General features: G+C 41.7%; 10 protein-coding genes. 3 read left to right on the forward strand and 7 right to left on the reverse strand.

The window, feature by feature from the left end; translation table 11 throughout:
- Nucleotides 1-63 precede the first annotated feature (63 nt).
- Genes M2408_RS20525 through M2408_RS20540 form a run of 4 tightly spaced genes read right to left on the reverse strand, consistent with a single transcriptional unit; the run spans nucleotide 64 to nucleotide 8,168 of the window.
- A complete protein-coding gene (locus tag M2408_RS20525) occupies nucleotides 64-1,326 on the reverse strand; it encodes a DUF2264 domain-containing protein (RefSeq protein ID WP_259186290.1) in 1,263 nt (420 codons plus the stop codon).
- Nucleotides 1,323-3,245, reverse strand: coding sequence for a heparinase II/III-family protein (locus M2408_RS20530; protein WP_259186292.1), 1,923 nt, complete (start codon nucleotides 3,243-3,245; stop codon nucleotides 1,323-1,325). Before M2408_RS20530 ends, M2408_RS20525 begins: the two co-directional genes overlap by 4 nt.
- Nucleotides 3,246-3,247: 2 nt before the next feature.
- The gene (locus M2408_RS20535) at nucleotides 3,248-4,951 is read right to left on the reverse strand and encodes a RagB/SusD family nutrient uptake outer membrane protein (protein WP_259186294.1); all 1,704 of its coding nucleotides are present in this window, start codon (nucleotides 4,949-4,951) and stop codon (nucleotides 3,248-3,250) included.
- Between the two features lie 13 nt (nucleotides 4,952-4,964).
- The gene (locus M2408_RS20540; RefSeq protein ID WP_259186297.1) at nucleotides 4,965-8,168 is read right to left on the reverse strand and encodes a TonB-dependent receptor; all 3,204 of its coding nucleotides are present in this window, start codon (nucleotides 8,166-8,168) and stop codon (nucleotides 4,965-4,967) included.
- Nucleotides 8,169-8,422: 254 nt separating this feature from the next.
- Here M2408_RS20540 and M2408_RS20545 point away from each other — a divergent pair, with 254 nt between their 5' ends.
- The gene (locus tag M2408_RS20545; protein ID WP_259186298.1) at nucleotides 8,423-9,115 is read left to right on the forward strand and encodes a PorT family protein; all 693 of its coding nucleotides are present in this window, start codon (nucleotides 8,423-8,425) and stop codon (nucleotides 9,113-9,115) included.
- Nucleotides 9,116-9,212: 97 nt separating this feature from the next.
- Here the strand turns inward: M2408_RS20545 and M2408_RS20550 are convergent, their stop codons facing one another.
- On the reverse strand, nucleotides 9,213-11,603 hold the full coding sequence (locus M2408_RS20550) for a TonB-dependent receptor (protein WP_259186299.1): 2,391 nt from the start codon (nucleotides 11,601-11,603) through the stop codon (nucleotides 9,213-9,215).
- 299 nt (nucleotides 11,604-11,902) lie between these two features.
- Between M2408_RS20550 and M2408_RS20555 the strand changes: the two genes are divergently transcribed.
- Together M2408_RS20555 and M2408_RS20560 are read left to right on the forward strand one after the other, a co-directional pair.
- The gene (locus tag M2408_RS20555; RefSeq protein WP_259186300.1) at nucleotides 11,903-12,436 is read left to right on the forward strand and encodes a hypothetical protein; all 534 of its coding nucleotides are present in this window, start codon (nucleotides 11,903-11,905) and stop codon (nucleotides 12,434-12,436) included.
- A 361-nt stretch (nucleotides 12,437-12,797) separates the two neighbouring features.
- Nucleotides 12,798-15,161 carry a glycoside hydrolase family 3 N-terminal domain-containing protein gene (locus tag M2408_RS20560; RefSeq protein ID WP_259186301.1) on the forward strand — a complete coding sequence of 788 codons (2,364 nt, stop codon included), beginning with the start codon at nucleotides 12,798-12,800 and terminating at the stop codon, nucleotides 15,159-15,161.
- A gap of 89 nt (nucleotides 15,162-15,250) precedes the next feature.
- Here the strand turns inward: M2408_RS20560 and M2408_RS20565 are convergent, their stop codons facing one another.
- On the reverse strand, nucleotides 15,251-16,630 hold the full coding sequence (locus M2408_RS20565; RefSeq protein ID WP_259186303.1) for a M12 family metallopeptidase: 1,380 nt from the start codon (nucleotides 16,628-16,630) through the stop codon (nucleotides 15,251-15,253).
- A gap of 159 nt (nucleotides 16,631-16,789) precedes the next feature.
- Nucleotides 16,790-17,722, reverse strand: coding sequence for a hypothetical protein (locus M2408_RS20570; protein ID WP_259186304.1), 933 nt, complete (start codon nucleotides 17,720-17,722; stop codon nucleotides 16,790-16,792).
- Nucleotides 17,723-17,739 lie beyond the last annotated feature (17 nt).

Raw genomic sequence — 17,739 nt, forward strand, 5'->3', positions numbered from 1 at the left:
CATTCATGAGCTCGTTTCACTCGGCTCATACGACCACCTAAGGTTTCCTAACAGCGTATATTCTTAGTAAGTTACATAATAATCTTTTGGAAAGGGTAAACCTGCAAAAGCTTTTTGTGAGCTCCATTGCGCAGCAGCGTCAGACCAAAAAGCATGTACGGGTGGAAGCCCTAAGGGTAGAAATGAGAGGGAAGCAGTATAGAGCGAACCCGAGTTGGTATAACTGTCTGCTATATTTCCCTGCTCGGCATTGAGAAATCCCAAGGCCATCCAGCCATCCTCATGAAAAATGCGATCGGCGTAGATGTGCTTGAGGACTGCTGTTAATGCTGCTCGCACCTGTCCATTGGAGAGATCCGCGGGGAGCTTTCCATCAAGTGCGACTGCAGCGAGCGGTTGAAAGGCTGCATTTCTATACGTTGCACTCCGCCCAACAACAGGGTAGGTACCTTCGGGTGAAATCATGCGCTCCAGATGATGTGCATAGCGTTGCATACGTTTATAAGCGCGGTCATACATGGGTTGGTACTTCGCGTCAGCGCTAAGATTATTTTTTAAGGTTTCTACCTGCATGCAATGGATGACATATCCATTGTAATGATCAAAGCTAAATCGCGCACCGTCACTATACCATCCGTCGCCGACATACCATTCCTGATCAAATTTGTTTACTGCATAGTCTATTTTCTCACGGGCACAGTCTTCACCGATACTGTAGAGAAAAGTTTCGGTCATTGCGGCAAACAATAGCCAGTTGCTTTCGTTGGGTTTGATCCAGCGTAAGTGTTTGAATTCGGTAATAACCTGTTGCTTTGTCACCTGCGGCAGTGGATCCCATAATGCTTTTGGGGCACGCATAAATGCCTGCGCTAAATGTGCTGCATCAACCAGAGGTTGCTTGGACTTGCTTCGCCAGGAGAAATAATCTGCCGAAGCAGGATTTACACCATGTTGTATGCCCAGCAAGGCTTGTTGTTTAAATTGAGTACGGACCTTCCCTTCGGCGGTTTTATCGTCTGGCAGAGCCAACCATGGTGCCATACCGGCCAGTAATCGACCAAAGGCTTCCAAATAACCCACACTGGGATCTATATAGTCGTAAGTTTCACTTTTAACAATTGGCATCTCCGCGCGAAAACGCTCTTTGCTGATACGATCGAGAATAGGGCTGGCCATTTTTGTTAAAATAGACACCCAATACGCACGGTCGTCAGTAGAAGGTCGCGCTGCTGAACCGCTGGATTTGCTGCGACCGAGTAAGGGACTGTTCATTAGCGCTCCTGCGGTAGTTAATATTACGGCTTGAATCCAATTTCTTCTTTTCATTTGGCTTTTTTAATGATAAAACTATATTTTCCTGTCGATTTAATGCTTTTGGCCTTGAGGTTGATGCGGTAAAGCCGCTCTCCCCATACCTGACTCAGACGAGGGTCATCCTGTGGGATGGCCTCGTAGGAAGCAACGAACTGTGCAGGATTAAAATGCAATGCGGCCCGACCGTCGCCCAGTGCGATCACTCCCTTGTTAATCTGAGGTTCTTTTGAAACTAAAAAATGCACAATATTCGACTGGGTTGGGTTTTTGATCTTAAACTCGTCCGCTATGGTCAGGCCATCGGCTGTAAGGCTGTAGCTTCTGATCCAATGTTCAATATTGGCTGTCTTTGGATAAGCTTTCCCGATATCGAGCTGGAATTTATTCTGTTCAGGTAGGAATACAACATTTTCGGCTTTGTATTCTTTGCCGAAAGCCTGATCAGTACCATTAATCTGCGGAAGGTTGTGGTAGGCACCCTGCATGGTCCAGATACTATAGCGGTCGTCGCTAAATGTTTTCTTCGTGTAGGTTCCCACACCCGCATCAATAAAAAGGGGTTGCTGGTCCTGGTATAGAATAAAACTCCCGACATCGTTATGGTTGTGGCTCTCATTATTAAAACCACCTTTGGCGGCGAAGAAAAAGTTTTCCTTTTTCAGATAGAGAAACTGCGTTTCCGGATACCATTTAAATGCATTTTGGGGAAGTGCTGCCTGTGTGTGCTGAAGCTGTGGAAAACAGCGTAGGTCTTCAAATGCTCGGAAGATATCCCGTGAGGGTCTAAAGTCCGAACCTTTACCATCAAGGTCTGTCATATATCGCGCAAATTGCATCATTTCGGTACTGTTTACATCTTGCCCATAACGATAGATGAGAAGTGGATCTCCACCACCTTTGGCTGAAGCATCCGCAAAATTGACCACCCATCTGTCACCACCGATATACGATTGTGCGATGTATTCACCCATATCGCGGATAAGAGGTTTGTCGAAAATACTGACTTTGTTTTGTGTTGCAAGGGCAAGTATCTTGAGGTAATCGTACAGCTTGCCCGCAGCGTGCCCCCAATAGGATGGACCTTCTTCACAGGCACCATCTTTTTTGATGTAATCGATAAAGCGATCGACCGAAGTCATTGTTTTATAGATGCCAGCCAGTTGAACATCCGGATTGTCTTCTATCAGTAGCAAGCAGGTGAGCACATTAAAATTGCACCATGGATTCCAGTTGTTGACCAATTGGTTTCCTTTGAGTTCAAAGCCCTGCCACCACATATCATTGCGGTCAAGATAAGGCAGTATAATGCGTTGTTGGATGTGTTGTTTTAAGCGTAGACTAATTTCCGGATTGATGGTATTGAAGGTGTCCCGAAAGAAATAGTGTATCCATGAAAGTAAGGATCCTACGTCGCCGGCCATGAGGTCAATGACATGAGTCCGTTCTTGTGGTAGGGATCTTTTGCTGGATTGGAAAGCGGGTAGGTGGGCGGATAATGACCAGGTGGACATCTCGGTCATGTGCCAGGTACCGTTTAGAATCTGATCGATATAACGTCCTTTCCCTTCAGCTAACTCAGCTAAGAGCAGGTTTGTGAGCGCGGTACAGTTTTCGTTCATCGGCTTTTCCATTATGCCACGGTTGCCTGAGCGTTCATATTCCAGATAATCTGTTGCCTTGACCACCTGCCATTGATAGTCGAGTGCTTTGTCGCCTTTCGCAATAACCTGCTCCCGGAATGGTGCTATCAGCTGATCCCATGCCTTGCGATCGGAATAACTTGGGTAGGGAACCCAGGACTTGTCTCGGCTCAGGTTGAGCTTGAGATCTTCCTGTTTAAAAGTCCCCGTGAGTAGCTTTAATTCTTTTCCCAGTAGCCCCTGAAAAGAGAGACTACTGAGAAAGAATAATAGGATTAGATATATTCTCATGTTTACCAATCTTGATTTTGTGGCAGAAGTGCCGCGTTCATCTCTATTTCTTGTCCCGGTACCGGCCAAAGCTTATGTCGGGGTTGATACCCTCTGGTAACGAGATTATCTCCTGTAACACCTTTTTCAATAATGCCCTTCGACACATCTTCCAATAAATTCCAACGTTTGAGATCAAAATAGCGCCAACCCTCACCCGCGAGTTCCACTGCACGTTCGTGTTGGATGCGTTTGCTCATTTCAGCTTTACTGTTTACAACCAGAAATGAACTGCCACTATTTAGAGCTGGCATTTTTGAACGTGTACGTACCTTATTCAATTCTGTGATTGCCTTGTCCAGCTGGTTGGTTTCATTATAGGCTTCGGAGAGCATCAGTAACACATCTGCCAAACGAAGGATCGGGAAGTTGATCGGTGTATGAGCACGATCGGTAATCGCTCCTTTGAGATTGCCTTCAGGTACAAATTTGCGCCATAGGTAGGTATACCAGCCCCGATTATTACGGATCTGCCCAAAATTTTCATTTACTCCCGTTGCAAGAATAAATTGCATGTCACGTTCTTTGTTGGCGTTCCAGCCCAAATAGTGTGAATATGGGACAATAAGCGTCTGATTCATCCGTGGATCCCGATTTGCATAGATCTGACGTAGCTTGGCGGTGTCGGGTACTTTTGTCAGCACACCACCGGATTGTGTGGATTCCATCGCCTGCTTTTTAACGGCATTGTCTGTGTTATAATTTGGGAAATGGTCATTCCAGTTGAAAGGACTTCCGTCTCGGTTTTCATAACGGTCTGCAAGCCGTGTGCTTGGCATACAGTTGTTCCAGTCACTGCCAAAAGTCGATCTTGTTCCCATATAGAAGGCCATAGGCATCCCATAAGGAAACCCTGTTCCACCCATGTTCTGTATGGCAAAGATCATCTCAGGAGCCTGGTCTCCTTCCATGGTAAACAATGCGGCATAATTAGCACTGAGGTTATAACCGTAGTTGTTGGTTTTGTTATAGACAATTTCTTCAAAATCCCGGATTGCCGAAGTCCAATCTTTATTGTACAGGGCTACTTTGCCTCTCAAAGCATAGGCTGCACCCTTTGTGATTCGGCCATAGTGTTTTGCGTCATAGGTTACAGGTAATTTATCGATAGCGTAGTTGAGGTCTGCAAGAATGAACTTTTTGACATCTTCAACAGAAGAACGACTATTTTTGAGTGAACTAAAATCTCTGTTCAGATCAACTGTCTCGTCATATATTGGCAAAGCTCCATAGAGGTTTGTCAATTGAAAATACATCAGCGCACGGAGAAATTTTGCTTCGGCAATAAAACCTTCCTGTTTGGCTTTATCTATAGTCATTGGCTGAATATGGGCGATGGCATGGTTACAGCGTTGGATCAGGTCATATCCGGCCTGCCATCTATCAACAATAACGGATGAACGGTCTGTAAATGTACCGCTGATGACTTCGCCTAGTCCCGGAGGATCGTAGCCTAGCCCAATATCACTGAGCCCATCATAAGAAAATTGTAAACCGAAGGTCGCTTCCTTCTTCAGATCATTATAACAACCTAATATGCCCGCGAGCGCCTGATCTTCATTTTGCCAGAATGTGTCAGCACTGACCTGACTGTAAGGTGTTGTATCGAGCTTATAACAAGATGATAATGCAATGCATCCAGCTATGAGTAGTGAAATCTTTTTCATGATATTTGACAACTTAAAATGTTAAACTAAGACCGAAGACAGCCTGTTTCATTGTTGGGTAATTGGTTCCACTCACCTCAGGGTCGAATCCTTTGTAACTAGTAATCGTCCAGAAATTTTCCAGTGAACCAAAAACACGTAGATTCTGAACCTGGATCCGTTTGGTAATCTCATTCGGAATGGTGTAGCCAAGTTGGATATTTTTTACACGGATAAAAGCTTTGTTCTGTAACCAGAAGTCACTATTTCGGGTATTTCTTGTATCTGTATATGGCAAGAGTCGTGGATATTTGGCATCGGTAGCTCCATCTGTCCATCTGCCATCCGCGATTTCCTGGTTGATCTGATAGCCCCAACGTACAGTTGGTGTGTAGTAATTATCTATCCAAATAGCCTTATTGCCTGCATTGCCTTGTAGGAAAACCGAAAAGTCAAAACCTTTATAATCAAATCCCAGATTAAAACCATAAGTGATCCTTGGTGCGGTACCATGCCCGACAGGTACCCGATCATTGTCGTTAATGATGCCATCGCCATTGGCGTCTTTATATAGTAAATCACCTTTTTTTGGTGTTCCATAGGATGCAAATGGGTCTATTTTCTTATTTGTGTTCGGATCAGTAGGAGCATTGTCAATCATTTGTTGTACAAGTTGCATGTCTGCGTCTGTCTGCAAGATGCGATCGGTCAACAAAATATACTGCGTGTTGATGGCATAGCCCTCTTGTAAAAGATTTGCTCCTGAAATAGATTTGTCATTGCCTTTAAATTTGACCACTTTATTGTCAATGAAGGTGAAGTTACCACCGATATTGAATTTGAAATCATCCCCAATTTTATCGCGGTAGTTGAGGTTAAGCTCGATACCATTATTGCGGACTTTTGCCGCGTTGGTGCGTGGTATGCTTGCATTTCCGACAACTAACGGTGCAGGAAGGTCGATCAGGATATTGTCTGTTACTTTATTGAAAACATCAATTGAACCGCTCAATTTGTAATTGAAGAGGTCAAAATCCAGACCCGCATTCAGGATATAGGTATTTTCCCAGGTCAATAAAGGGTTGCTCAAGACAGTCTGGGCAAATCCGACATAAAGCTGATTGTTCAGGATGTAATTGGCCGGATTGTATAGTGTCTGATATTCGTAGTTGTTAATATTAGCGTCTCTGCGGAAAGATGCGTCTGAAGTACCATTGTTGCCCAATGCACCATAGGAAGCGCGGAATTTAAGACTTGGCATCCATTTGACATCGTAGAAATCTTCGGAAGATATTTTCCAACCGAACGATGCCGAAGGGAAGGTACCCCATCTGCTTTTTCCGGTCATAAAGCGCGATGAACCGTCGGTACGGAGATTGGCTTCCAATAGGTATTTGTCATCCCAAGAGAGGTTGAGTCTTCCAAAGAAGGAGCGCATGGCCCAATCCGTGGTGTTTCCGGAAGCCGAAGCATCCATTGTCGCCGCGTTTAATACCGTAAGTGAAGGATCGACGAGATCCAGCTTGGATGCCGCAAACCAACCATCTTTAAAATATTCCTGGCTGGCACCCACCATCACTTCATAATTTAATTTATCAAATAACTTGTTCTTGTATTTGGCAACTCCGTCCATATAATAACGATACGATTTAACAGACTCGTTGGTAACAGAGGAACGGCCAGTGCCAGCGGTGGCGACTGTATTAGTCAAGAAATCCCAACGATCGTTGAACACAGGCTGCGAATAGATAAAATCGTCGTCATAAGTATAGGTGTACGATCCTTCGATAGAAAGGCCTTCAATAGGCTTTAACTTTCCATAAAATCGGGATACAAAACGATTCTTATTAATATTGCCTTTTTGAGCATAGAGGCGGTGAAGCACATTGTTGGATTGTGGGTTCTCTTCCGGATTGCTGGGCGAACCAAACCGGCCATCCGGAGCCCTTAGTACCATACCTGGTGTACTCGCTCCGGCAAAGGTGAATACATCATCAATGATATTGGTGCCGATATCGGTCTTGGACACGACACCATTGATATTTGCTCCTAGCGTAAGCCAGGGTTTTACATCGGCTTCGAGGTTGATACGACCAGTATGACGTTTGTAGGTAGCTTGTTCAATAACACCGGGATTGTTTAATAGGCCATAGGAACCGAAAAATTTAATTTTTTCACTTCCACCTGTAAAGGACAGATTGTGGTTTTGGCTGATCTTATTTTGAAATAGTTCAGACACCCAGTCTGAATTGGGATATTTCAACGGATCTTGCCCTGAATTTTGTCGCCAAAGATCTATTTTTTCCTGTGAAAATGTAGGTTTCGCGTTTGGATCGCCATTTTTGTAGCCTTCATTAATCAGCTCCATATAATTGGCGTAGTTGGAAACCATTTGGATGGTATTGGAAGGTTTCTGGCTAGAGAAATAATTATTATAGGTAACCTTAAACTGTTCGGTCTTTCCCTTTTTAGTCGTGATGAGAATAACACCATTGGCTGCGCGTGAACCATAGATGGAAGCTGAAGCTGCATCTTTCAATACCGACATACTTTCGACGTCCTGTGGATTGATTAGGTTCATATCACCGATAACACCGTCGATCACAACAAGTGGATTCGCATTGTTTAATGTTCCCTGACCACGCACCCGAAGGGTGCCACCATCACTACCTGGGCGGCCTGAGCCTTGATTGACATACAAACCGGGAGCCTGACCTGCTAAACCAGCAGAAAGGGAGGTTACGGGCCTGCTTTCCAGGACTTCCGACATTTGAACAGAGGAGACGGAACCTGTCACATTCTCTTTTTTCTGCGTACCGAAACCAACGACGACAACCTCTTCAAGCCCTTTGGATTCTTTATCCAGGGTGATTGTTAAGGGTGAACCGCCATGGGCAACAGTTTCGATGGTTTTGTAACCAATACTTCTTACCACCAAGATGACATCTTTCTGTTGGCTATTGAGTTCAAAAAAACCGGTTGCATTAGTCGATGTGGCTTGATTGGTCCCTTTGATTTGGATCGTCACATTTGCTATGGCCTTACCTTCACTATCTACGACTTTACCTTGGATGGAACTCTGTTGTATGGCTAGCGAAAGCTTGCTATGTGTAAATTTAGGGGTCAACGGGGCGGCGTGGGAAGTTGCCAGATTGGATACGACCAACAGGCAGGATAATGGGATTGCCGCTTGCACCCAGCGATTTTTCGCAACGGATGCGTTTTGGATCTTGATCATAGGCTTTGTTAGATTTAATTGGATGAAAAAATGAATTTTCTGTACTGTGAATTTACAGCATTCAGTATAAACGATTCTGTCATTTCGTCGCAATCGTTTTCGTAAAGAAATCAGTATGCTTCTAGCTGAATTTATGCTGAAAAGAAGCCAAATAGGCAGTAAAACTGTATTTATTCCGTAAATTGATGGTCAATGGTAGCGGTTTGCATTTGTTTATCGTTAACAGTGAAAAATTATATAAACCTATTTCTTTTATGATGACTATCAAAAAACTGTCGTTATTGCTATGTTTGTCGATCGGGGGCGGTCTTGTACATGCACAGACAAAATGGAATGTAAAAGCAGGCCTGAGCTTCTCGAATATCGATGCCAAAGACAAAGATGGTAATAAGTCAAAAACAGAATCAGTCGGAGGTCTGTATTTGGGAATTGGTCCGACGATAAGAATGAGTGAGCGTTTCGCTATTGAGCCAGCATTAGTATTTGCTAGACGTGGCTTTGAACGGAAAGAAGGTAAATTTATAGGCTGGGGCGAGAATTTTAAGGCTAATACTTCCTATCTGGAGCTGCCTGTTGATGTTGTTTTTAATTCAACAGTCGGTAACGATCAACTGCAATTTGGACTTGGGCCTTATATCGGCTTTGGATTAGGGGGGAAATGGAAAACCTCTGAAACAGTCTATATTGGGGATATCGAAATTGGTCAGAAAGGTGATATTAAGTTTCAAAATGATGCCAGTATAGCAGATTATGGCGATTATATTCTTGGAAAATCGTTTGATTATGGTGTTCGAGCCAAGGTGAACTATCTATTCAGGGGACATTATCTTGTTGGTATGGAGTTTCAAAAAGGAATTGCTAATTTGGAATCAAAATGGGGCGATTATAAACCTGGTGGATCGCTAAGAAATCGTTCTTTTGGCGTTTCTTTGGGTTACAAGTTTTAGATTTTTTAATTGCTATAAGTCAGTATTTGAATAGATTGTTTCCAAAAATGATTTTTGAAAACAATCTATGTCTGTCGCTAGTCTATTTATGCTGCGTTTAGAATTCGATCCTATAGTTAATGGTTGGTATGATACCAGTCCATTTTTGCGGTTCGATGATACGTTTGCTGAAATTGTAATGCATCCCGACAGTATTCTCTCTATTGAGGATATTTTGAATATCCAGAATAAGGAGATGACTCACTTTTTTACGATTTATTCGATAGGTCGATGAAAAATCAAGTCGAATATAAGGGTCGGCAGTTAACGTATTAATCCGGCTTTGATCAATGATTTCCTCATCTAAACGCAAGGATTCATCTTCCAATACCGGAGAGTATTTTCTCCCGCCGGCATAGATCAGTTTTGCATTCATACCAAATAGGTTATTTTTATTCTTTCCTACTGTCCATTCTTTTCCCAATAATAGATTACCGACATAGCGTGTATTGAATGTTGTATTGTATTCTTTGCCATTGAGTGCTTTGAATTTGGAATCAAATACAGAAGTCGTAGCCATAAAATAATAGCCTTTGCTGAGTGATTTTTCAACCGTTAACTCAATGCCATAATTTCTGCCTGTACCTTTATTGACCAGTTGACGATAGGTCGATGTACCAATTGCCGAAATATCTGACACATTAAGCAGGGAGAAATTCATTGCTGGATCTGAAGAAACCGGGACATTATATAAATGTTGATAATAGACTTCGGTCTTAACACGGAGTGTACGACTCAGATTTTTTTCATACCCAACGACAGCCTGAGCAGACTTGGTAGGAGATAGTGCGGTATTGTCTGTTGTATTTTGTCCGGTTCCGCTCTTGGCAAAATAATAGCTGAGTGGTTCTAAACGATTGTAAAGCCCGGTACCAAAGGATATCGTTTGGTCTGGAGCGACCTTCCAATTTAAGCCCAGTCTGGGTTCTGCTGTCCAGCTTTTACTTAAAGCAAAGTAGTTGGCATGTATACCAGTGTTTAATGTCAAACGGTCGGATAGTTCAGTTTTGAGTTGTGCAAAGGCGTCATAGGTACTGGTACTTCCATTTTCATTGATCCTTTCTTTTAATGCTGCGAGTTCAGTATCGTAGGTTAGCGCATAGAGATCATAGCGAAGCAGGCTGGCATTGATACCCGCACGGATCGTGTTTTTGCTGCTCGCTCTATAATTGAGGCTTCCAGCATAACGGATTGCGGTATTTGTAAATTTATCTTTGTGATATAGGCTAGTCACATAATCCTGTGTCAAAGTATCTGTTTTATTGGAATTGCGGCTGACCGATGCCGAAATAATATTGGTGAAATACAATCTGTCGTTGGCGATATACTGATGTTTTAGCCCCGCACTACCAGCGTTAAATCCCAAGTTCATGTCCTGCGCGTCTGTTCGTTCCTCCCATTCTTGAAAATTGCGTTTGGCAGTTTCCTTTATTTTTCCGAGACCGCCAATCCCAAACAGCGAAAATGTTCCGGCCTTTTTGGTTGGAAATACAAAATTGAAGGAGAGATCCTGATATTTTGGGATACCGGTATCCGAGACTTTTACACCTACTTTTTCCAATAAACTCAATGAGGAGTACCGGTAGCTGATTAAATACGATGCATCACTACCTTTTTTGAAAGGACCTTCTAAAGTTGCACCTACCCCCAACACGCCGACATTGAATGTGTATTCGCGTTTATCGGTATTTCCCCTTCTAAATCTAAGGTCAAACACCCCCGATATCGCATTGTTGTATTCAGCGGCCAGTCCTCCTGTATAGAAATCGGATTTTCCCAAAACCATGGTATTGAGCATACTGATCCCCCCTCCAGCAGCACCTTCGGCTCCAAAGTGGTTGGGATTTACAATTTCGATCCCTTCCAATCGCCATTGTAAGCTTTTTGGGGAATTTCCGCGCACAATTATCTCATTGTCATCACCACCAGCAACTACTCCGGGGAAACTCTGTGCCATTCTTGCCGGGTCAAAGAAAGCGCCGGCATAACGGTTGGTCTCCTCGGGTGAAAAGGAGCGTCCACTGGTCATCGCCATTTGATTTAGAGGTTGTTTTCCTGTATTGGCGTAGACGATAGCTTCATTCAGCGTGTTTGCCTGCGGTTCCATTTCAATGTTAAGTATATTCTCTCGCCCGGAGGTAATGAGCAATTCTGATAATTCTTCCTGCCTGTAGCCTGCCATACGTATTTGCAGGACTTGGCGCCCTACAGGAACTTGTAGCAACCTAAATAGGCCTTGCTGATCTGTACTCACAGATTTTGTATTGCCATTGGAGGACAGTACAATGGTGGCACCAACAATTGGAAGTCTTGTATTTTTGTCCAGGACAGTACCTTTGATAGTCTCGGTCACGACCCGTCGGTTTGTCTTCGTCGAATCTTGTGCCTGGGCAAGTGATTGCGTGGCCTGAGTCGCAAGTGCAATTATTAAGATTGATGTTAGTTTCATATTGATTAAGCTTTATCTCTATGACAGCTAACTTTCACTTTACCCTTAGTGATCAGTATAATTTTTTTTGACTGGTTTCTTTTCTTCCTCAAAATTTCAAATGGCGGGAATGTTATTAACAAAAATGATTCTTATATTCAGTTAATTAACATTGTTATTAACATTTTTAATCTGTTTTCTATGAGATGGTTTTTTGAGAAAAAACAGCTTATTTTTATCTATTTGGTTAAAAAATATTTTACACTGTAGCAGTCAAATATATTGAAACGTTATGAAATTATAACTAAATGAGAACCAGAATGGATAAATTATTTAACGGAATTCTAGTATTGATTTTGTTTTGCAGTTGCAGTTGCAGTTGCAGTAAAGAGACCATTAGTCCAGAAAAAATAGCACCAGAAGATGTGAAAAAACAATTGGAAGCTTATGATTGGAATCCCACATTTTCTACGAGTGATACGAAAGATGAACAGTATCATTATAAACCGGAAGATTGTGAAAAGGATAATAAATATTCTTTTTCTTTTGGCAGTGATTTTCAAAAATTAAAACTCCAGCCTGGAAAAGAGCTTTGTGGATCCAATAAGGAAACCTTTGAACAATTTATTTTAGATGGACAGTCTGAATGGTCTTTTACCTATGACAAAGAGAAAAAGAGCATTAAGTTTGCTGATAGCGATCAGTACGAAAGCTATGGTGTCCTTGTGGACGGAGATTATTTGGTCTTAACCTATCGAAATAACAATCCCCTTGCTTTTGTTATTCCCAGGGCATATTATTTTAAGGGAAAAAGTAGAGAAAAAATAAGTAGCATTCCTATAACACATGAATGAAAAGACGGCTTGCCGTCTTTTTTTATTTAGGGATATAGACGCTCTCTTTTTACATGTAATGGATCGCACTTGTATAAGAACAATTAATAACCTTTTTAAAGCATTACTGAATTTCCTATATCAGAAGCGGCCTCGTAATTTATACATGTGTGCTACTGATTTCTTAACCATATTCACCATAATATTGAATATTCAGATTGAAAATCATTTTTAATTACTGCATAGATGTTGGCAGTTGATTGGTTCTATTGACGCTATTACTTAAATTTCTATAACAGAAAAATTATCTTGATTATTATCTTTAAATCCTTATTTTAGTCTTTTGGAAACCGGTTGCATAACTCTGTTAACTTTAAACTACATGAAACTCCGAATATTACTTTTGACAGCGATGTCAACATTACTTTATCCGCAGCTCCAGGCGCAACAATTGCCTTATAAGGATAACCGTCTCACTACCGAACAACGTGTCAATGATCTTTTAGGGCGAATGACGGTAGAGGAGAAGGTGGGGCAGCTGAGCAAATTGCTTGGATGGGAAATGTATGAGAAGAAAGGGAAGCATGTAGGGGTGAGCAATAAATTAAAGAAAGCGGTCAAAGAGCAGCATATCGGGTTGTTGTGGGCAACACTGCGTGCCGATCCCTGGACGCAAAAAACACTCCTGAATGGTCTTAATCCGATTGAGGCTGCACGTGCGACCAATGCCATTCAACGGTATATGCTGGATAGTACCCGCTTGGGAATTCCATTGCTGCTGTCGGAAGAGGCTCCACATGGGCATATGGCTATTGGTGCTACGGTATTTCCTACGGCAATAGGACAGGCGAGTACCTGGAATCCAAATCTGATTCAACGTATGGCATCAACGATAGCGCTGGAGACCTACGCTGTTGGGGGAAAAAATGGCTATGGGCCGGTCCTGGATCTTGCGCGCGACCCACGCTGGTCGCGGACAGAGGAAACTTATGGCGAAGATCCTTATTTAACGGGCAAGATGGGAACTGCAATGATCCGTGGTTTTCAGGGCGAGAAACTTGGACAACAGGATAAAATCATTGGTACCTTAAAACACTTTGTCGCTTATGCCGCACCAGATGGTGGGCACAACGGTGAATCGGTATCATTTGGTGAACGGAGTCTAAGACACTATTTTTTACCACCTTTCGAAAAGGCCGTTAAATCTGGCGCAGGCTCGGTCATGACAGCTTATAATAGTATTGATGGAATTCCATGCTCCGCAAATCCTTGGTTGTTAAAAGATGTTCTCCGTAAAGATTGGGGCTTTAAAGGATTTGTAGTATCCGATTTATTGAGTATCTCCGGCCTTAATGGGGGACATGCGACAGCTGCTACAGCGGAGGAAGCTGCTTCACAAAGTATACATGCGGGATTGGATGTTGATCTGAGCGGATCGGGATATGGTCCGAATCTTTTGAAAGCTGTGCAACAAGGTGTAGTAGAGCCTGCTGTATTGGATACGGCGGTAGCTCGCGTATTACGGATGAAGTTCAATCTGGGGCTATTTGATCGTCCCTATGTGGACGAGAAGCAGGTGATCCAGAAAGTTGCCACAGCGCAGAATAAATCTGTTGCCAGAGCGGTTGCTAGAGAGTCTATTATCTTGCTAAAAAATGAAAAAAATATCTTACCATTAAGCAAATCGTTGAAACGCATTGCGGTTATCGGACCGAATGCCGACAATGCTTACAATCAATTGGGTGACTATACTGCTCCACAGGCTGATGGTAAGGTTCAAACTGTATTGACAGGCATTCGCGCAGCAGTAGGTAAAGGCACGCAAGTTGATTATGTAAAAGGTTGCGCTATCCGTGATACGACGAAATCTGATATTCCGGCTGCGGTGGCAGCAGCACAGCAAGCCGATGCTGTGGTTTTGATTCTCGGCGGTTCCAGTGCACGGGATTTTAAAACTTCCTACCAGGCAACGGGAGCAGCGAATGTAGATCCGAATACAGTCAGTGATATGGAAAGCGGTGAAGGGTTTGACCGCGTTTCGTTGGATATGATGGGCGATCAATTAAAACTTATGAAAGCGATCCAGGCAACAGGCAAGCCTGTGGTGCTGGTGACCATTATGGGAAGACCGCTTAATCTAAATTGGGCCGCAGAGTATATTCCTGCAATCGTGAATGGCTGGTATCCCGGACAGGAGGGAGGATTGGCCATTGCCGATGTCTTGTTTGGTGATTATAATCCAGCCGGCCGGTTACCGATTTCCGTGCCGCGCTCCGTGGGGCAACTTCCGGTACATTATAATCATACCAAACCTAAACATCATGATTATGTAGAGATGTCCGCCAAACCTTTGTATGCTTTTGGCTATGGATTAAGTTACAGTAAGTTTGAATACAGCAACCTACAGGTAGGACTGACCGAAGGTGCAGATGATTTTGTCTGTACAGTATCCTTTGATGTCGAAAATAAGGGTAGTGTGACTGGCGATGAGGTGGCACAGTTATATGTTGTCGATGAAGTCAGTTCGGTAGTAACACCCATTATGCAGTTAAAACAATTTGAACGTAAAGCCATTGCAGCAGGAAAGAAAGAGCGGTATACTTTCCAGTTGAGCAAAGAAGACCTCAAGCTGTGGAATGCAGCTAATGCCTGGAAAACAGAAAAAGGAAAATTCAAATTGCTGGTTGGCGCATCATCCGATGATATCCGACTGAAAGGGGAGGCAGAGCTAAAGAAGGATTATTAAAAAAGCTTATCAAATAAACAAAGGGATCTATTGAAAATAGATCCCTTTGTTTATTTTAGGACAATGTAGTCATTAAATTATGAAACAGTTTAATTGACTGTAAAAGTTTTATAGCCCCAATTTGTCCAATTACCACATTTGTTTTTTACACGTGCCTTCACTTGGTAGCTTCCTCGACTATGAAATGTTATTGTCACATTGACGTTATTATTAGGTTCTCCGGGACATAAGAGGCCACTATTATAACTTATAGTCGATGACCCGGCGGGTGATACTTCCCACTCCGCTGTTTGTGCAAGGCAATAATCAGAAATTAGAGCTTTAAATGGAACAGGCATACCTGAGTTGGCTGAACTGCCAGCTTGACTCCATATTTCGTCAATTATTCCATCACCGCCAGTTGTAACGGATTTACGAAGAATGTGTTTATCAGTTCCTATTGTTAACGTGGCAGTTATCAGTATATTACTATAAATACCAGTTGTATTAGAATTTACAACAAATGTGTTTCCTTGGACCGAGCCAGTCGCTGCCCCTCCTTGTACTTGCCAGGTAATACTTGCGCCTGCTGGCAAATTGAGTAGCTTGTATGAAGCTGAGCTGCACATTTGATCTGGGCCTAAAAGTTCAGGACCTTTTCCATAGATAGCCTCTATTCCAAGAACATCGCCTTGTGTTAAAGTGCGTCGCTGTGGAGCAATGGTATCGCCATGGATTTTCAACATACTAGGTTGCCCATTTACAGAAAAATAATAGGATCCATAAAGCATGATTGAACTATAATCAAAGCTTCCAACGGCCGTCGATCCTGGGGCAATATTAAATTGTTCCTCATAAGCATCAATAATATTATTGTTGTTTATTGTAACATAATAATCTCTATCAGAACGTTCTTGCTCATGAAATATGCCAATTGCATGCATAATCTCATGAATTATAACACCAGAGTTGGCTCCCGATGATATCTTTAGCTCATTTCTTCCTCCTTCCATTCCAATTTGTTGAGAGGAACTTGTGTTTGGATCCGGGGATACGACAAAATCCAGGTAATTACTTTGAGTAGTGCGTTCAACAAATTTTAATCTTGAACGAAGTGACATGTGGCTCATTGCCTTCAATATCGAATCACGCTTAGCGGGATAGTTTATCTTATAATAAACGATCGCATTCGTCCATTTTTTACTTAAATTGGAAATTACAGTACTTCGTTCTAGTGAATCTATTCCATTATTGCTAAGATGTTTAAGATAATTAAATTGTCTTTTGCTTAGAATTTCGTCAGCTGAAAAATAATATTTGCCGCCCATTTCTTTGATAATTGTTTTGTTACCTTCGATATACAAAACATGGAATATTGCCGAGTCGGTTGGAGTTGGATTCCCATCATCTTTAATAGCAACATTTTTATTGCAAGAAGAGTTAATTATTAATAATATTAATAATACTAAAAGGTGTTTAAACTTTTTCATAATATATAACTAATTGGTTTGCTTAAATATAAATAATAAAATCATTCAGTTTAATAAAATAAATTTAAAAAAAACACCCTGCTATATAATACCCTAATTTTTTAAATTGTAAATCGACTATACCAGTGTCTGGAGTAGTTTTAGATAAGTACAAGAAAATTACCTTAATAGGGAAAAATTAGCACCTATCATTATGGAATGTTGGTGGAAAATATTTTCATTAAGTCTTGTTACGAGAACTTTATTGTCATTTCTGTAAAGTTTATCATCTCCGTTCTTTAAGTTCTGATAGTGATAATCGTAATGGATAAACATTGTTGATAAAGAAGATAGTTTGAAATCGATGCCGCTACCTATATCTAGACACCAGCCATTACCAGATTGCTCGTAACTTTTCGGATGTTTTAAATCATCTCTCAAATTCCAATTGCCATATGCCCGCATGTTCATCAGACCTGCACCGAAATAATTTCGTAACAAAAATCTATCTAATAAAAAGTTGAAATTTAATCTTGCACCATAATTTGGATCATTCATCTTATAATAAGATTTTAGACCTAGTTCGTATTTGTCGTCGGACTCATTGAGATGACTGGAATTTAATATCATAAATTTCTTCCAATTGAGATTTAATAGGAAAGAGGGATGTATGATAAAGTTCTTAGTGACATTCAATTGATAACCAACATTAATTTTTATACTTTTCATAGAACTCGTACGACTGCTATACTTTCCTTCAAAAAAAGGTGAAGTGCGATTATCCTCAGCATAATCTGTATCAGTAACATCTCCAGAAAGTCCGGTTCCAAAAATTAGGCTTGAACTAAGATTAAATTGTCCATAAAATAAAGAGGATTCTACACCATAGTGATACATCAAATTTTTCTTCCAGATTATTTCAGATAGTATGTTGGGTGTCCCACCATCTTTTGTAGCAGCAATATTAAACTGCAGATGTGTAAAGCTGAGACCATTGATGGGGCTAATTATGGTTTTAACTTCTTTATTAACATAAGGGTGATCTTGAGCAGTCGAATTAAGCGTATAAATGAAAAATAATAGTATGGATATGCTTCTTTTCGTGCAAAACATAATATTGTTAAATTGGT

Source organism: Sphingobacterium sp. BIGb0165 (genome assembly GCF_024810095.1).
In the GTDB taxonomy this organism is placed as follows: Bacteria; Bacteroidota; Bacteroidia; order Sphingobacteriales; family Sphingobacteriaceae; genus Sphingobacterium; species Sphingobacterium detergens.